Source organism: Paenibacillus sp. PK3_47 (assembly GCF_023520895.1).
Taxonomy (GTDB): Bacteria; Bacillota; Bacilli; order Paenibacillales; family Paenibacillaceae; genus Paenibacillus_AQ.
On sequence record NZ_CP026029.1, the window covers coordinates 322,524 to 340,285 of the forward strand.

Consider the following 17,762-nt stretch of genomic DNA (forward strand, 5'->3'; position numbering starts at 1 on the left):
CCGTATGCCGATCTACTCTGTATTGTTCCACATTTTACATCCTTCTTAACTATGTAGATAAACATAATTCTTCTATGTTTAATTTGCAAATGTCCAAATTGGAACAGTTAGGCTGCCGGAGGAGGATTTGGCGGGGGATTTGGAGGAGGATTTGGCGGAGGAACAGGTGGCGAAGAACCGAAATATTGAGGGGCATGGATTCGGAGAAATGAACGGGATTTTTCCCGTTTATTTCGGGGTACCGCCTGGTTTTGGCGAATTCAACGGGATTTTTCCCGTTCATTTCGGCGTACCGCCTGGTTTTAGTGCATTCAACGGGACTTTTCCCGTTCATTTCGGCGTACCACCTGGTTTTAGTGCATTCAACGGGACTTTTCCCGTTCATTTCGGCGTACCGCCTGGTTTTAGTGCATTCAACGGGACTTTTCCCGTTCATTTCGGCGTACCACCTGGTTTTAGTGAATTCAACGGGACTTTTCCCGTTCATTTCGGCGTATCGCCTGGTTTTGGCGAATTCAACGGGACTTCTCCCGTTCATTTCGGCGTACCACCTGGTTTTGGCGAATTCAACGGGATTTCTCCCGTTCATTTCGGCGTACCGCCTGGTTTTGGCGAATTCAACGGGACTTCTCCCGTTCATTTCGGCGTACCGCCTGGTATTAGTGAATTCAACGGGACTTTTCCCGTTCATTTCGGCGTACCGTCAGGTTTTGGCGAATTCAACGGGACTTTTCCCGTTCATTTCGGCGTACCGCCTATTTGCAAACAATCTGGCAACCTCGGCAATCTGAAAAGAAATGTGGTGGCAAGTGATCTAGCATTTACCCTCTCCGGAGCTCATTCTACTCGGTTTTCATGTACATTTGGCTATTTCCTCCGGAGCTCATTCTACTCGGTTTTTCATGTACATTTGGCTATTTCCTCCACACAGCGCCACATTATACTCGGTTTTTCGTGTACATTTGGCTCTTTCCCCCGCACGGCGCCACATTGTACTCGTTTTTTCGTGTACAATTGGCTACTTTCCCTGCTTGTTGGCACATTGTAATTGATTTTTTATGTACAATTGACGTTTATTTCACTCTGGTCCCGTCCCGCTGTATATCCATGCTCATACCTCATTTAACCCATACCCGGGTGTCACATCAGACCGCTCTATTAACGGGTTACTGTAATGCTCGCTTCCGGGTTGGTTACACTCATCTCCTCTACAGTTTTCTTAGGAGTCGGCCCTCATTTTCCTGTTGTATAATTTCCCGAAAAATAAAAATCCGCTCCCCGGCTAGCCGGAGAACGGATGACTTATGATTGCTTGAACATGTTCATGTATTATTATTTGCCGATGAATTCCTGTACCCAGTAGTTGTTGTCATAGCCTACACCGATATAGTTAAAGTTCGGGCTAAGGATGTTGGCACGGTGGCCTTCACTGTTCATCCAGGCGGTCATGACTTCCTGAGGTGTTTTTTGTCCCATGGCGATATTCTCACCGGCAGCGCGGTAAGTTACGCCAAACTGGGTCATCATATCAAACGGTGATCCGTAAGTAGGCGAAGTATGCGAGAAATAGTTATTGCTGCGCATATCCGTTGCTTTGGCTGCTGCTACTTTGTTCAGGCTGTCCAGTGCGGTTACAGCGGACAATCCGGCTGCTGCGCGTTCCTTATTCACGAGGCTGACAACCTGCTGAACGAACGTCGCGTTGGCTGCTGGTACTGCTGCTACAGGTTTCGCAGTGGCGGCCGGTTTAGCCGTTGCTACCGGCTTCGCAGTGGCGGCAGGCTTGGCAACAGCAACAGGTTTTGCTGTTGCAGCCGGTTTCGCTGATGGAGCAGCAGGTTTTGCCGGATTAGCCACAGCTTGTCCTTTGGACACAGTTACTGTAGTATTGCCAAAGGTGTACGTGTTGTTGCTATATTGATTGAAATACTTCATCAGTTGCGTAATGTTAACCGTTCCCCCGGTTGTTGCTGCAGTTCCAGCGGCTGCTCCCGCTTGTGACGGAAGAGAAATGCTAAGCGCCATTACAGCAGCTACGCTTCCACCGATCATTGCTTTTAATGTCTTGCTTTTCATTCTGTCATCTCCCTATTGATCTTAATTTTTCTAAGTTGCCAAGCTTTAACGGCCCCAAAGATTACAAAGTTGTAATATGTTCCTCAGCCATTGTAGCACATAACTATCATTTGTGCTCTTCTAAATTTTTACAAGTATATATTACGGGTGCTTGTCCCTTTCAACTGCATCAGTTCAGACTGCACGCGGCTATCTGAAATGGGCTGCCACCTCATCAAAAGCGGCAGCCCATTCGGCCAAAAATCCATCTATATATTTATCGGCAAATCCAGCACCGTTGTTAATGAAAAGACTGCCAAAACTCACCTTCCGTCGAAATGAGGCCCATAATCTCCGCATACGGAATCCGGAACGTTGGAAAACCTGCCGCATAAGGAGCAATCTCATAAGGAGCAAAATAAAGATATAAGGCCTCCCCGTCGACAAAAAAAGGCTGGTCTGCTGTAATCCCTTTATACGTATCCGGAAACACATAAGAATACTGCGGGTCCTCGGCAATCTGTCTGCCGACGATGTCACTCAGCTTTTGTACATATTTGCTGCCAGGCTTGAAAAGGTCCCCCAAACGGTAGAACCGGCCGTTCTTGACGTTGATGTGTGTGTAAATTCTGGTTGGCATGCCGTGTGCAGCCCCGAAAGGGAATTTATAACCTTCAAGTTCAAGCACGAGCAGGTTTTTCCGGAAAAAAGATACGGCGAAGTCGCCTGTATAGCTGAAATCCTGCATGCTGCCCCCGCTTCCAGCCCCTTCGGCAAGAGAAAGGCTGCGCAGCTTGTCATTGACTTCCCTGGAAACCTCTGAGCTGGCAATGCCCTCCACCACGGGATAATACACCAGATAATCTCTATTCGGCTTATATTTCTTCTCCAGCACAGAGTACGGCGGCCTAAGCGGAATCACTCCGTTCTGTCTCCAAACCTGCTTGCCCTGACGGTCATAATAGGCCGTACGCTGATCTACATCTGCCCGAATCAGATTGCCGCTGAAGGATAAAGTCCCGGAACCGGAAATGACGGGCGGCTGGGATGCTTTTTTACCGCTTTTGTCGATAAAATAAGTGTCCTTGGCATCATACACCGAAGCGAGTCCGTTCTGGTAATTGTTCACCCCCAGTAATGGATGCGTGCTGAGCACCCGGCCGGTAACTGCATCTGCGATAATATAGCGGGAGCCGCGGTAAGGCTGATCAGCATAGATCGGTGTGCCGAGCGCTACCCGGTCCTCCCCAAGCTGCATTACCTCATAGTAGTGAGCCGGTACGACAAGTTTTCCTGTTTTATCGATCAGACCGTAGGCATTGCCGTAATTTTCCGCTGTATTGATGACCGCCCTGCCTCCTGAAAAAGGGAGCGCCGCTGTAAATTGCGGTTCAATCGCAATGCTTCCATCCGTCCGGAGATAGCCGTATTTTCCATTTTCCGCAGCCTGAAAGGCCAGCAGACCGTCTCCCGGATAACCCACAAAAGGATACTTGTATGTGTGCAGAACCTTTCCTTGCAGATCAATCAGCGCGTATTCTCCTGAACTGACTTTGACCAGCGCCTGGCCGTCCGTGAAATCTCCTGCATCTTCATAAATGGCCGGCAGCACTTCTTTGCCCTGGGCGTCCAGATAGCCGTAGCGTGAAGGTCCAGCCGTACTCTGTTTGGAAAAAAGCGCCCGGCCTTCACTGAGCGAATTCAAATAATCATACCGTGCGGAGGTTACCTCTTTGCCTTTTTCATCGATCAGGGTGTAGCCCTTGGCATCAGAGGCCACGGCGCGTCCTTCCGAAAACGGGGCAATAAAATTATAAATCGGCTTCACCCTTTCCCGTCCGGAGCTGTCGATCAGCCCGCTGCTGTTTTTGCGCTGCACTACCGCCAGTCCGTTATCCTGAAACTCCTCCGCATACTCATATCTCGGCTCGATCACCGTCCGGCCATCGTTGTTGATGTAGCCCCACAGCGTGCCCTCTTTTAGCTTAAAGGGTGCAGGGTGCAGCATGTCTGCCCTCAAGTAGCTGTCATCCGGTTCCGGCAGGGCGAACAGCGGCTCCAGAGGCCTTTTATAATAATCGACACGGTATAACCCCGCCTCGGCCGGAATCGTGACGAACAGATCCTCATCTGCCCGGATGAAATCCTCTTCCTGCTCGGTACCAAATGGGCTCCAGCCGATCCCGTCCCATTTCCACACTTCGGTCTGCACCAGGCCGTGGTCCATTCCTTTTACCAGCTCATTCAGCTTGATCCTCAGCATTCCAGTCGCTCCTTTGTAGGGCATTTGCCTATAGAATATGAAAAGGAGGGGTAAAGGGTGTTTGTGTGCATGGGGTGTATTGTAAAAGAGAAGTTGAGGATCCAACGTAACTGCGGTGAATGTTTGGACTTCCGGCCGCTGTTGTCTTCTGATTTCTTGATTAATACCGCTTTTGCGGTAGAAATCCGAAGACAGCCTATGCTTTCGAAGCGAGCTTTCCTGCGGAAAGCTTTCAGGCGGATGCTGGCGCTCCTACAGTTCCAAACTTCCCCTTCGTTACTTCCTCCTCACCTTTTTGTCCTTTTCTAACTAATACTAGTTCTGCTGGATGTCTTACGTATTTGCATTTTGACGATCGGCATTCTCTTCCTATCAGCACAGCTCAAATCTTGTAACGGACCCAGGTTCCCTTATTTCTGCCAAAAACTATACTTTTATCAGCTAACGGACAACAGATCCGTTATTTAACGGATTCAGCCGCCAAACCGGCTAATCCAAGCACTTTAAGGGACCTGCGGTTCGTTAGCCTGGCACAGGGGTTCTCTCAGACGAAATAGCGGAAGCACGGTCCGTTAGGATATACGGATATTTGAACAGCAAACTGCCCCCTATCCGGTCCTCTCACGCGTCATTATGCAGAATCAGGCTTGGTCTTTTAAGAGGGATACTCTATGATGGAAGTACTGAATACAATCCGCTTGGGGGTAACCAGAATGGTGCAGAAGCCTAGATTGCAAGAGGTACTGGACAGGCTATCGAAAGAAGAGCTGATCGCAATTGTCACAGAGGCCGCTGAGCGGGACAGCAAGTTTAAAAACAGCCTTTTGATGAAGCATGATCAAGGGGTGCCTTCGGCGCAGATTCAATCCTGCAAGAAGCTGATTGCGGAAATTGTGAAGGATTATACCGGGAGAGAGGGCCTTATCCCCTACCGGCAAACGCACGGCTTCGCTTCGGACATGCTCCGTTTGCTTCACCAACACAGCGCAGCGCAGGATCCTTTGCTAAATTTGGACGTCGCACTGCTCGTGCTGGAAGAAGGCGTGGAGGCGTTTCAGTATGCGGATGATTCGGACGGGGAGATCGGCATGCTGGTGAATGAGGCGCTGGAACGGATCAGGGAACTCGCAAATCATTTGCAACCGGGTGATGAGGCTGTCCGCAGGCCGTTTTTTGAACGTTTGCTACAGATGAGCCAGAACAGTGTCTTCGACGGCTGGGAAGATTTCCGGATTGGCTTGCTGGAGATTTGCACTGAATTTGCTGATGTGGCAGCGAACAGAGAACAATTGGTTACTGTGGTTGAAAAGCTTATAGAGGATAACACGGAAAGTGAGTATTGGAAGCATTCCAGGGAACCGCTGCTCGGCATTTTGTTTACTTATTCATCAGTACGGTTCTGAGGAAGAAGCCGACAGATTTGTGAAGAAGAATATCAAGTTCACTCTATTTAGGCAAATGGCGATTAAAAAATGTATGGAGGCTGGAGATTACCGGCGTGTTATTACTTTGGCCGAACAGGGAGAAAAGCAGGATAAAAAGCTGCCCGGCCTGGTTTTCAGGTGGCAGGAAGCGAGATACGAAGCCTACAAACGGCTTTTACTTAAGGCAGAACAGAAGCAGCTGGCCAGGGAGCTTTTGCTGGGCGGTAAATACAGCTATTACAAGGAACTGGAGTCATTGGTTGAAGGTGACACTGAAATCCTGTACCGGGACATAATCAGTGAACTGAAAAAACAGGATCGCAGGGCCGCCGGCGAAGTCTATCTTCAGCTGATCTCTGACAAAATTGATCTTCCGGAAATTCTGGCCTATATAAGAGCTAATCCATATGCAGTCGAGACCTATGCTTCCAGGCTGTCCGCAGAGTATCCTGCAGAGACCCAGCAAATATACGCCGGTTATATTTACAGCTCCGCCGCCGCAGCCGGGAACAGAAAACAGTATAAGCAGGTCTGCTCTATTCTCAAACGATATAAAAAAGTCGCAGGCCAGGCCAGGCCAGCCAAGCCAGTCTTATTCAGAGCCTAAAGAGTCAATACGACAATCGGCCGGCTTTACTGGATGAGCTGGAGAAGCTGGAATAAGGAGGGCCATATGCGCCCTCATTGTTTTTCAAACAGGAATTTTGATTAAAAAGGTCGTCCCCTTCCCCTTCTCGCTTTTAACGTCGATGACACCCTTTACCTTATTTACAGCGCTGTAGACCATGAGCATGCCGAGGCCTGTCCCCTCTTTTTTGGTGGAATAATACGGCTTGCCGAGCCGCGTGATTTCGTCCTTGGTCATGCCGATCCCCGTGTCCCCGATGCTGATCAGGATGTGCTGTTTTTTTTCGGAAATATCGATGGTAAGCGTGCCTCCGCCCTTCTCCTTCATGGCTTCAATCCCGTTCTTGTAGAGGTTGATCAGGCACTGCTGAATCTGGTTCTTGTCATAGCTTGTATTGAGCGTGTTGCTGAAGGTGAACTGGACTTCGACCTTATGAATGGCTGCGAACGGCATAATAATATTCTTGGTGTACTCTGCCTCCGCCCGGAGATTGGAATGGACCATATTACCGAATTGCGGCTTGGCAAAAGAAAGAAAATCACTGACAATCTTCTCGGCACGGTTCAGCTCCTGTAAAGACAATTCGACATAATCCTTCTCCTGGGGCGAGATGTTGTTGGACTTTTTAAGCAGCTGCAAAAAACCGCTGGTCACGGTGAGCGGGTTTCTGATCTCATGTGACACACTCGCAGCCAGTTCACTGACCACATTAAGGCGCTCCGAATGCAGAATCCGGTCACGGTTCTTGATATTGGTAATAATCTGTTCGATCAAGATCATAAGAATGCTCATTACCATCACATGTGTCGTCAAGGCATAAAGTGTGAGGAGCCAGAATTGGCTGTCCAGCGTCCCTTTCATCAGCCCCAATACAACCAGATAGATTCCCATCGTTAACACGGCTGCCGCGGTTGCCCAGACAATCCGGCGGTTGGCGCGGAGCCTGATGAATCTTTTACTGAAAAACGGTACCGCCAGCACCACTGCTGTTGAGAACAGGAAGGATGGCAAAAATCCGGCGCCGCCGACATAAAAACGGTATACATTGAGCAGCACATATAACGGGAATACATTTTTATAGCCGCCAAAAAGAGCCACAAGGATAAACGGAACATACCGCAGATCAAAAATAAAGCCCATATCCAGCTGAATCGGCTTGGCAATGCACAGGAGCATCGTCACAGCTGACATGGCTACAAGTATTTTGTTGTTATAGCGGTTTGCCTTGTTTTCAAAAAAAATGACAACGATTAAAACCGGGAACAACAGGAACAAAAAGTTTAACAGTAAGGTTTCAAACAAGGTTAACTTCCTCTTTCTTTTCGGCTAGTCCTGCTAGTATCTTTCCCTTATTATAAAGGACAAAGCGTATAATACCCTATTACTATTTTTCTGCAACAATGAATCTGAAGCGCCTGATTCGAAATCCTGCCGATATGTTTAATATAATTAAAGAGTCTGGAGTACCCGCTGTATACATGGGTAAGATAACTTGGTTGCACATAAAAAAAACCATCCCGTTAGCCCGGGATGGGGATGATCGATCACGTATTAGATTATATAAGCGCTTTGTTGAAACGGTAGCCGGAGGACATCTCAAAGCCCATATGGCGGTAAAAAGCATGTGCCGGAGCACGTTCGACCCGGTTGCCGCTTCTAAGGAACAGCTGGCTGCAGCCGCGCTGGCGCGCCCAGTCTTCCGCTGCGGAAACCAGTCTTTTGCCGAGACCGTTCCCTCTTAAATCCTCTGATACGATCAGTGCAGTAATTTCCATAATACAATCTGCCTGTTTGTAATAGGAATGCACCTGCCGGATTTCAATCATTCCCTCAACTTCGTTGTTCAGTTCAGCGACCATAGTATAACGGAAAGGATCGCTGTCCATGCCTTCCAGTCTCTCTTTCATCACGCTAAGCGTTGTCGGATAGCCGAATTCCCGCAAAAGGGCTGTGACTCTCTCCAGATCATTCATGCCGCATTTGCGAATTTGCAGTACCTGCTCCTGAGTACTACTGTTCATCACCACATACCTCCACTTTTAGCATAGACGCCGCCTGTCTGGCGGTAGTCCGCGCGATCTCCACATCTTCCGCTGCACTCAGTGTCACTGCCATCCGCCGGCCAGGGCGGATCTCAGGCTTGCCGAATATCCGGACCTGCGTGCGGGGAAGCCTGAGCGCTTCACGGGTTCCGGTTACGGTAAAGGCTTGTCCGGAGACTTCTGCCTTTAGGGTAGCTGAAGCACCCGGCGTCAACAGCACTACCGGGTCCACCGGAAAGCCAAGAATGGCTCTGACATGCAAAGCAAATTCCGATAAATCCTGTGTAATCATTGTTACCATACCGGTATCATGCGGTCTGGGTGATACTTCACTGAACAATACGCCCTGCTCCGTCAGAAACAGCTCGACTCCAAAAATCCCGAAACCTCCAAGCTGATCCGTTACGGCTAAAGCGATAGCCTGAGCTTCTGACAGCACTTCCTCACTCATGAAATGCGGCTGCCAGGACTCGACATAATCGCCGTCCTTCTGAATATGGCCTATAGGCGGACAAAAGACAGTGCCGCTGATCGACCGGACTGTAAGCAGCGTAATCTCGCTTTCAAAGGTAACGAAAGCCTCCACGATGACACGGGTTCCTTTGGCACGTGCCCCTTCCAGAGCTGTATTCCAGCAGTCCTCCGCATCTTCAGGCTTTCTGCAGACACTTTGGCCTTTGCCCGAAGAGCTCATAATCGGCTTGATCACACAAGGCGTGCCAAGCTCTTCCACGGCCTGGCGGAGTTCCTCCAGGCTGTCCGCGAAGCGGTAAGCTGCAGTCGGCAGACCCAGCTCTTCTGCGGCCAGGCGGCGGATGCCTTCCCGGTCCATCGTCAGCTGCGCCGCACGTGCGGTAGGGACGACGGTGAAGCCTTCCTCTTCCAGCTCCAGAAGCGCCTGTGTTGCGATAGCTTCAATCTCGGGCACGACAAGGTCCGGCTTCTCCGCACGGATAAGCTCTTTAAGACCCTCTGCATCCAGCATATCCATAACATGAGAGCGATGGGCTACGCCCATCGCCGGGGCATCCTGATAACGGTCCACAGCTACGGTCTCTACGCCAAGGCGCTGAGCTTCGATAATGACTTCCTTCCCCAATTCTCCGCTGCCCAGGAGCAGCAGCTTACGGCTTTGGGCTGAAAAGGGAGCTCCCCACATTGTCGATTCCATCCTCTTCCGGCAATTTGACTGCCCAGTTCTCTATTTCTGTAAACATGGCAGTTTCATTGTAAATTTTCAGGCTCACTTTTATTTTCAGGCATCAACGGCCAGATTGCAAGTCTTCTTCGACATTTTACTACAAGTTTCATAGATTTTTGTCCACGATATCGTCGAAAGATCCCTCAAGAAGCTGTAATTCCCTTTCTATTCCGGACCAGTGCGCTTCAGAATCACCTCCTCTCAGCAGTTCAGCCATAGCTTCTTCCCGTTCTGCAAGGGTTTCGCGAAGGCCGTTAGCAGCTTTATCCAGCTCCTGCTCCAGAACACTTATATAAAAATCAATCAGCAGGTTCTCCTGGGATGACGCGGCGCCGGCGAGCGCTTCTTTGAGCAGCGGCTCGGCTGCAGAACGAAGTTCACTCCGGCCGGTGCCTTCAAAGAAATGCTTTGCTGATTTGAACCGGCTCCACAGTGCTGACCAGTCAAGCGGCTGCAGATGGCCTTCCAGCCTGGCCGGAGACGGCCAGCGCGCCGCTCCGTCCTCAAGGATCTGCAGCTCCTGCTCCGGAATGGACAGCTCGGCTGCGGCAGAAGCTGCCGCTATCCGCACCAGTCTGCGCCCGGCAGCTTCCAGCCGCAGGGTTGTAGCCCACAGCTCCTGCTCCAGTTCACGCTGGAGGCTGCGCTCCAGTTCCCTCCCGCAGGCTGTGAAGATATCTTTCAGGTTCCCGCTGTCTTCACGCAGCAGCGACGGATGGAATGATTCCTGAAAAAAGCGGCCCAGTGCAAAGCCAATCCGCTGGCGGACATGGTACAGCAGTTCTTCGCCTTCACGCCGCAGGTCCCGGCGCGGCCGGTCTTCTGCAGCTAATGCTGCCAGACGGGTCTCCGCCTCCCGGCGCAGCTCCTGCAGCTCCCGCATCCCCGCCTCACGTCGTCCTGCTTCCATGGAGGCCAGTTCACGCCACTCCGCGGCACGCAGCCGCGCAGAGCTGATGCTCTCCCGGGCTGCATTGAGGGACAGGCGCGGCAGCTCCTCCCCCGCAAACCGGACCAGCACTTCTTCAAAGCTATGAAAACGCGAGGCCTCATAAGCCGCCTTGTCTCCTTCCGTCTTGCCTTCCAGGGCAAGCAGGCTGGACAGGGCATAAATCCGGGGAGCGGTCAAACCGCTGGCGCGGAGATTCTGCGCCACATGCGACTTTACTTCCTCCAGCTCTTCTTCCCCGGAAGCCAGGTCAGAGGCGTTGATAATAAAGAACATTTTATCCAGTGCAAAGCTGTCCTTGATTCTGCCAAGCTGGGCCAGCAGACCGCGGTCTGCTTTGGAGAAGGCATGGTTGTAATACGTTACAAAGCAGATCGCATCAGCATTCTTCATGTAATTAAAGGTTACGCCGGTATGGCGGGCATGCAGGGAGTCCGCTCCGGGCGTATCCACAAGCACGATTCCGCCGGCTGTCAGCGGGCAGTCATAATACAGATCGATTCCCTGAATGAAGCAGGCCTTCGTCTCCTCGGCAACCAGTCCCCTATATTCCTCCAGACCGACTGTACGGACGGTTCCCAGGAGACTCTCCGCTTCCTTCCAGCCGGCTGCCGCAGCCCGGAGAAATCCGGCATGCGGCAGCTGGGACGGATGCAGTCCGCTGACCTTCAGCCCCTGCGCGGCAGCCGTCCATTGCTGCAGCGAAGGCGCAGGCAGCTGCAGCACGCTGAAGGAATGGAGGATGTCTTCCCAGAAATCCTCCTGTGTCTTCATCGTCACCACTGCGCTGCCGTGACGGAACTCCCCTTCCGGCGAGAGGATCCGGTTCACCGCCGCCGTGGCGGGATGCGGAGACACGGGCAGCACCTCTTCGCCGAGCAGGGCGTTGGCGAAGGAAGACTTGCCGGCGCTGAACGCTCCGAACAGCGCCAGTGTAAAGCGGCCGGCGGCGAGTGACTCCGCCCGTGCCGCCAGGCTGCGCGCTGCCGAGGCCATGGCCGGCTCGCCGCGCAGCAGCTCTGCCGCAGCGCCCAGCGCCGCAGCGGCCTTCCCCAGCCTGCGGCGTCCGCCCGCAGGCTGGATCCCTGCCGCCCAGGCCGGGGCGGCGGAACTGCCAGCCGCGCGGAGCTGCTGCGGCTGGGCCTCCCGCGGCGCGGCGCCTGGCGCGCCCGCCTGCGGGGTTATCCTCACCTCCGGCAGGGTGCCGGGGGTGAGGGTCCGGCGCGGCGGCAGCAGCGCCGCGAGCTCTGCCGCGCGGGCGTCCGCCGCGCGGTCCAGGGCAGCGAGCGCGGCGAATGCGCGCGCCTGCTGCCCGAGGGCGGCTTCGCGGCGCGACAGCGCAGCGCGCTGCTCGGCCAGCAGCGGCGGCAGCTTCGCCAGCAGCTCATCGCCGGCTGCCAGCGCGGCGCGGCGGAACTGGGCCTTAATTTCTGCCGCCAGCGAACGGCAGAAATTCAGCAGCGCCTCGCCGCCGCTCCCGGTTCCCGGCTTGACCGCGGACGCAAGCGTCTCCCGGCTTACCGCCGGGAACCTCTGCTTCAGGTCTGTCTCTGCGGCATCAGCCCACAGCCCCAGACCTTCCGCCCAGTCACGCACCAGCTGGAGGATATGCCACTCCAGCTGGGCAGAGACCTCCCGGGTCTGCAGCGTATGCCACGCTGCAAGGCGCTGTGCCTGCTCCTTCTCGCGCTTCGCTGCAGTGAACAGCAGCCCGCGCCGGAAGCCTGGCGCGGTGCTCTCAATATAAGCGCCTGCAGCGTCTCTGACATCTGCCGGCATCAGATTGCTGTTCTCAAGCAGACTATCCAGCAGGCTGCGCAGCTGCAGCTGTGATTGTTCCGCAAGACCCTCCAGCCGCTGCCCTTCTTCGGCACACTCTGCAAGTTCACGGTTCACAGCCTCCGCATTCCCGCCGCCAGCCTCTTCCAGCAGCACTTCACGCTCCTCCTGCTGTAAGTCCCGGTAAGCGGCTGCCGATGCCTCCGCCACGTGATGAACCGAGCGGGACAGGCTGTAATGCAGCAGTTCTTCCCGCTGCGCAAGAAGTCCTGAGATCAGGCTGAGCAGATCCTCCCACTGGTTCAGGTGATGATCCCGAACCTTGAGTGAAGTGAACAGAATTCCCGCAGACTGGATGCCCCACTCGCGGAAAGCGCTTTCGACTTGCCGGCGGTAAGCTTCAATTGTAATTTCCCGTTCACGGTGCTTGTCGATCTGGTTGATAATCAGGTACAACGGTTTGCCCCAATCGCTCAAGGCTTTGGCAAAAGCCAGATTATTCTCCGACTGCACATGATTGTAGTCCATAACATAGAACACAACATCGGCAAGATGCAAAGCCGAACGGGTGGCCGCCTGATGGCCGTCATCAGTGGAATCAACTCCCGGTGTATCCATCAGGACGCCGTGTTCACCAAGCAGCGGCACTTCTGCCCATACCTCAATGGCCGAATATTCACCGCCGCTGCGGCAGTATTCCTGCAGTTTATCACTCGTTGTCTCCAGAGGAGACACTGCAGCATCCTGCTCCTCAGTCTTTGGATACAGCAGCACACGCGGTGCACCGCTGCGGATCGAGACCACATTGGCACTTGTCGGAACCGGTCCGGAAGGCAGCACACCGCTGCCGCACAGCTTGTTGATCATACTGGACTTGCCTGCCGAGAAATGGCCGCAAAAAGCGATCGTGAGCTCATCCCCCTGCTCCTTCGCCTGCAGATCCGCCAGTATTTTACCGTTTTCCCGCTCACCCCACTGCTCGACCAGCGTCTTCAGTGAAGAGAGTTCTGTCATTTGCACCTGTGCCTGCTTGACTCCTGCATGATTTGTTCCCACCAAAACTCCACCTCCGCCGCTTCCCTCAAAATAGCAACTATACTAACCTATGTACTCTTCCCAGCACACATCTTCTGTTTTTTATAAACCTGAATCCGCTCTGCCAATCTGTTGATCCGAAATTTCTCCACCTGATGATTTTAAAGTTTGTTAGCGTTTTCGTTATCTAATATTTTAAATTAAATGCAAATAACTTAAATTCATTTTATCACCACACTGCTGCAAAGCAAATAAGCATAATTTACAAAATCCGCTATAATCCTTTACGATATGACGCACAGCGTTAATAAAGCCGGTATTATGCTGTCCTTAGATTTTAACTTTTCAACTTTGTAAAAACACAAAAAAAACCGGCCTGAAGGCCGGCTTTTTGTATAATCACAACTATGCTGTAATTTCAGCACAAGCTATTAGGCCGTTTCCAGTACCGGCAGCAAAATTTCAAATACTTTGCCATGCTGAAGAATGGTCAGGCCGCGGGATTTGTCTCTCATTACGACAACCTCAGGCTTCTGGGACATACGTTCCAAGTAATGCTCAGGCACATCGCCGGAATGGCTGATGGTGATGCCTTCTACTTCCTGCTCTTCGTTCTCTTCCAGCGGACTGTCTACTACACGGTCAAAAATATCGGAAAAAGCTTCAAAATTATCGGTATACACTGAAATGCATTTCATCTCTATCCCATCCTCTTCTTCATCTCTAACTGTTTGCTTGCTTTCGCGCCATTCTTATCTTTCCTGATTACAGAAGTTTTCATACGCTTTTTGCCTTCCCGGCATACATCCAGCAGCGGGCAGACCTGGCACATCGGATTTTGTGCTTTACAGTGGTACCTGCCGAAAAAAATCAGTCTGTGATGTGTAAGTGTCCATTCATCACGGGGAACTGCCTTCATCAGCTTTTTCTCCACTTCCAGCACCGAATCCTTCCAGCCTGCAAGTGCAAGCCGTTTGGCTACCCGTTCCACATGGGTATCGACAGCAATGGCCGGGACGCCAAATGCGTTGGATACCACAACGTTAGCGGTCTTGCGGCCGACTCCAGGCAGCGTAACCAGCTGATCATGAGCTTCAGGCACTTCTCCGCCGTATTGTTCAATCAGGATGGAACACAGGCTCTGAATGTGTTTGGCCTTGTTGCGGTACAAGCCGATGCGCCGGATATCCTTCTCCAATTCCTCCAGGGGTACAGAAATATAGTCCAGAGGGGCTTTGTACTTTTGGAACAGGTCCTCGGTCACCTTGTTTACTGTTGCGTCCGTACATTGGGCTGACAGCAAAACGGCAATCGTCAATTCGAAAGCGTTCTTGTGGTTCAGTTCACAATGCGCATCAGGAAACATGTCTCCTATGGTATCCAGAATGTGGCGGACCTCTGCAACTTTCATAGCGTCCCCTCCACGGAGTCTTCACACTCAGCAGTCCAAATGAGTGCTTTCTCTTTTAGTCTAAAGAAATATAAGCGGTGCTTTGTACACTGCAAGCCTCAATCTTACATTTCAAAAAAAACGTCCTGACGCAGGCAAAGCCCCTGCGTCAAGACGGTGTTTCACACGGAAATCCACCACAGCCACTATTGTTTCACAATTTCAACTACAACGTCGTTATTGAAATACACTATAATATTATCATTTTCTTTGAGAGATTGCACGGATAATGTAGTGTCACCTTGATGAATATATACATTTGGGGCGATGGTGAACTGATAGTTGTTATCGCCCAGCGTAGCCCGTTTGGTAATCAGCTTGTTCGACGCGCTGTCATAACGTGAGACTGTCCGGCTTTGCTGCGGCAGCACACGGATAAGCACAGCACCGTCTGCATCTTTGCGGACTTCAACTCTGTCTGCTGTTGTGATGCTGCCAAGAGCCGTTGTTGTTGTACTGTCGCGTACCACTCTGACTCCTGTGGCGGCACTAAAGGTCTGGCTCACCCCTGTATAATCCTTGACTGTAAAAGTTCCTGCAGCCGCATCAAGTGCCGATACTTGTCCGGAGTATACTTTTACCGCCTGAATGGAGGTCGGATTGTTACCGGCAAAATTCACGTTGATGAAATCGCCTGCCTTCAATTCACTGATCGAGATTTTTTGACCGGCTTCATTGGTCATCGGGACAGCCAGCGTATAGAATTCAGTGGAGCCGCCAGCCCATTTAACTCCCAGCTTATTGGTAGTACTGTTAACTGTCGCTACCTGCAGCTGGACAGAGGAGTTAACCTGAAGTACTGAGATCGTACTTTGGTTAGCCGTAAGCACAGCCAGTACCGGCGTATCCAGCGGTACATCCGAAATGGTTGCCGTCGGTTTGCCGAAGAGGTCCACAGTGTTCGGATACGGCATTGTCAGCGACTGGCCGTTGCTCAGCTTCAGCCCGATGGTTCTGGTCGCCGGATTTATGGAAGCTAATGTTCCGGTGTATTTTGTAGTAATATCTACCGATAATGCCCGGTCATCTATAGAGCTCACGTCAATTCTGCGGTTCTCGACCAGTCTGGCAGCCATACTTGACAGAGCGGCTGCCGGAGCACCGTCATAGGACAGCTTGGTCGATTCATTAATCTTCACTACATGTGCTTTTTGGCTGGCATCCGTAAATGTGAGCAGCTGGGTTTTGTCGTTGTAATCAACTACCGTTGCCCCTGAATATTGCTCAATTTGGCGCTTAAGCACCTCAATCTTGATCACCTGCTCGCTGCTGTTCAGGGTCAGCCGCACCTGATCACCGCCTGTTTTGTCAGCGATCAGATCTGCCGCAACTGAATTCGCGGCGTTAGGAATGACAATCGCCGGTGTTGCGGCCAGAAGCTTCACCTCACGCGATCCGTCCGCCTTCTGATACACAATAGTGGAGCCTGTCAGTTCATAAATATAACCTTCCACTGTGCGTTCCACACCAGAGGTCACTTCCACCGAGCGGATCATGTTATTCTGGATCGTATATTTCACCGCAGAGCCGGCCTTCAGATCAGAAGGAAGCAGAACATTACTCTGGCTGCTGAAGAGAGCTGTTCCATCCTCCCATTTGAAGGTTTCCGGACTGCCTGAAGCATTGATAAATGTAATGCTCTTGGCGGCAAGATCCACGCTTTGAATAGTCCCGGCAGCCGATTTGTTGACGAAACCGGAGGTCACCTGGACCTTAACCACCTTGTGCGAACCGCTGTATGTTTCGCGCAGCAGTGTGACCTTGCTGTTAGGAGTGATCGAAGCCCCATCAACCACAGCTCCGTTTACATCCATAAAAACAGTGTTTGAGTCATAGCCCAGCTGGTCATAGCCTGTAGCGGAATCCAGCCAGATCACGCCCGGGGTAATTTTGGCAATTGTACCTTCAGAGCTTGCTACCTGCGGCGTTGGATCTGTTACCTCTACATAAGCTGCGTTGTATGTAGCACCGATTACTGTAACATTCGTGTAAGGCTGAATATCACTCTGACTGATTCTTGTCTCGGACGTGCTGGTAAAGTAAGCTGTACCCGAAGTCAGATTGAAATCAGAGGACACGCCATTGTTATAGATCGTCATCTTGCCATCTTTGAGTGCACTGATAGTGCCCTTATAAGTATTGTCGTAATCAAGCGTGTTATGCGCCTCAGCGCGGCTGAAGAACGTTGCCAGCTGTGCGCGGGTAACCGCACCCTGAGGATCAAAACGGTTCCCGTCCAGACCGTTAGCCAGCCCCAGATTTACAGCAGCGTTAATGTAGCCGCGTTTGTTCGCCGAAACCTTGGCATCATCAGCAAAACCCGTCGGCTGACCTGAGAGGGCAGCAGCATCTCCGCTCTTATTGAGTGAACGGATTAACAGCTCGGCAATCCACTCCCTTGAAGCTTTGCGTTCCCCCCAGGAAGTTTCCAGATTACCCGCGTCCATCTCTACCGTCTTGTCCAGCAGCCCCTGCTGGAAGGCCAGCACAACATAAGGCTTATAATAATTCGTTACTTTGAAATTGGTCGGCAGCACTACATCCGTACTAAGGTCAGCATTGCCCTGGAGCTTCATGAAGCGGAGTGCCATCAGGACAGCTTCCTGCTGGGTAACAGAGTCACCCGGACGGAACAATCCGTTATTGCCGACTACAATGCCCTGGGAAGCCAGCTTGTAGATATGTTTTTCCGCCCACAATCCAGTTTTCACATCACTGAAAACTCCGCCTGCCGTTGCAGCAGCCTGAGTTGTTCCAGCTGCCGCAGCCAGCTTGGAAGCTGCAGGCGGAGCAGCAAAAGCTGATCCTGCTCCGCCAAACATCATGGCACCGGCGAGAACAGCCGTTGCCGCTTTAGTTGAATAAGCTCTCATTGTTGGTTTTGACTTTTTTTGACCGGACAAATGGTTATTCCCCTCTCCATGCTCCAATTAATT

The 17,762-nt window shown here is 51.9% G+C and carries 12 protein-coding genes; 3 read left to right on the forward strand and 9 right to left on the reverse strand.

All coding sequences use genetic code 11. The features are described from left to right. Positions 1-151: 151 nt before the first annotated feature. A complete protein-coding gene (locus C2I18_RS01525) occupies positions 152-1,048 on the forward strand; it encodes a hypothetical protein (protein ID WP_249899536.1) in 897 nt (298 codons plus the stop codon). A 284-nt stretch (positions 1,049-1,332) separates the two neighbouring features. Here the strand turns inward: C2I18_RS01525 and C2I18_RS01530 are convergent, their stop codons facing one another. Continuing rightward, the gene (locus tag C2I18_RS01530) at positions 1,333-2,076 is read right to left on the reverse strand and encodes a CAP domain-containing protein (protein WP_249899537.1); all 744 of its coding nucleotides are present in this window, start codon (positions 2,074-2,076) and stop codon (positions 1,333-1,335) included. Between the two features lie 280 nt (positions 2,077-2,356). Next, positions 2,357-4,318 (reverse strand): WG repeat-containing protein, encoded by a 1,962-nt coding sequence (locus tag C2I18_RS01535; protein WP_249899538.1) that lies wholly within the window; start codon positions 4,316-4,318, stop codon positions 2,357-2,359. Positions 4,319-4,989: 671 nt separating this feature from the next. Here C2I18_RS01535 and C2I18_RS01540 point away from each other — a divergent pair. Beyond that, positions 4,990-5,721 carry a hypothetical protein gene (locus tag C2I18_RS01540; RefSeq protein ID WP_249899539.1) on the forward strand — a complete coding sequence of 244 codons (732 nt, stop codon included), beginning with the start codon at positions 4,990-4,992 and terminating at the stop codon, positions 5,719-5,721. Between the two features lie 55 nt (positions 5,722-5,776). After that, complete coding sequence (locus C2I18_RS01545) at positions 5,777-6,349, forward strand: hypothetical protein (RefSeq protein ID WP_249899540.1); 573 nt, start codon at positions 5,777-5,779, stop codon at positions 6,347-6,349. A gap of 84 nt (positions 6,350-6,433) precedes the next feature. On the opposite strand, the gene C2I18_RS01550 is transcribed toward C2I18_RS01545, so the two are convergent. The 7 genes from C2I18_RS01550 to C2I18_RS01580 all read right to left on the reverse strand — a co-directional run bounded on the left by C2I18_RS01550 (position 6,434) and on the right by C2I18_RS01580 (position 17,729). Continuing rightward, complete coding sequence (locus C2I18_RS01550; protein ID WP_249899541.1) at positions 6,434-7,672, reverse strand: ATP-binding protein; 1,239 nt, start codon at positions 7,670-7,672, stop codon at positions 6,434-6,436. A 254-nt stretch (positions 7,673-7,926) separates the two neighbouring features. Next, complete coding sequence (locus C2I18_RS01555; protein WP_249899542.1) at positions 7,927-8,391, reverse strand: GNAT family N-acetyltransferase; 465 nt, start codon at positions 8,389-8,391, stop codon at positions 7,927-7,929. Further along, on the reverse strand, positions 8,381-9,571 hold the full coding sequence (purT, locus tag C2I18_RS01560) for a formate-dependent phosphoribosylglycinamide formyltransferase (RefSeq protein WP_249902317.1): 1,191 nt from the start codon (positions 9,569-9,571) through the stop codon (positions 8,381-8,383). The genes C2I18_RS01555 and purT overlap by 11 nt, the downstream gene beginning before the upstream one ends. 148 nt (positions 9,572-9,719) lie before the next feature. Beyond that, on the reverse strand, positions 9,720-13,397 hold the full coding sequence (locus C2I18_RS01565) for a dynamin family protein (RefSeq protein WP_249899543.1): 3,678 nt from the start codon (positions 13,395-13,397) through the stop codon (positions 9,720-9,722). 410 nt (positions 13,398-13,807) lie between these two features. Next, the gene (locus tag C2I18_RS01570) at positions 13,808-14,074 is read right to left on the reverse strand and encodes an NAD/NADP transhydrogenase alpha subunit (protein WP_249899544.1); all 267 of its coding nucleotides are present in this window, start codon (positions 14,072-14,074) and stop codon (positions 13,808-13,810) included. Positions 14,075-14,076: 2 nt separating this feature from the next. After that, positions 14,077-14,787, reverse strand: coding sequence for an endonuclease III (nth, locus tag C2I18_RS01575; protein ID WP_249899545.1), 711 nt, complete (start codon positions 14,785-14,787; stop codon positions 14,077-14,079). A gap of 185 nt (positions 14,788-14,972) precedes the next feature. Continuing rightward, a complete protein-coding gene (locus tag C2I18_RS01580; RefSeq protein WP_249899546.1) occupies positions 14,973-17,729 on the reverse strand; it encodes an S-layer homology domain-containing protein in 2,757 nt (918 codons plus the stop codon). Between the last annotated feature and the right edge of the window lie 33 nt (positions 17,730-17,762).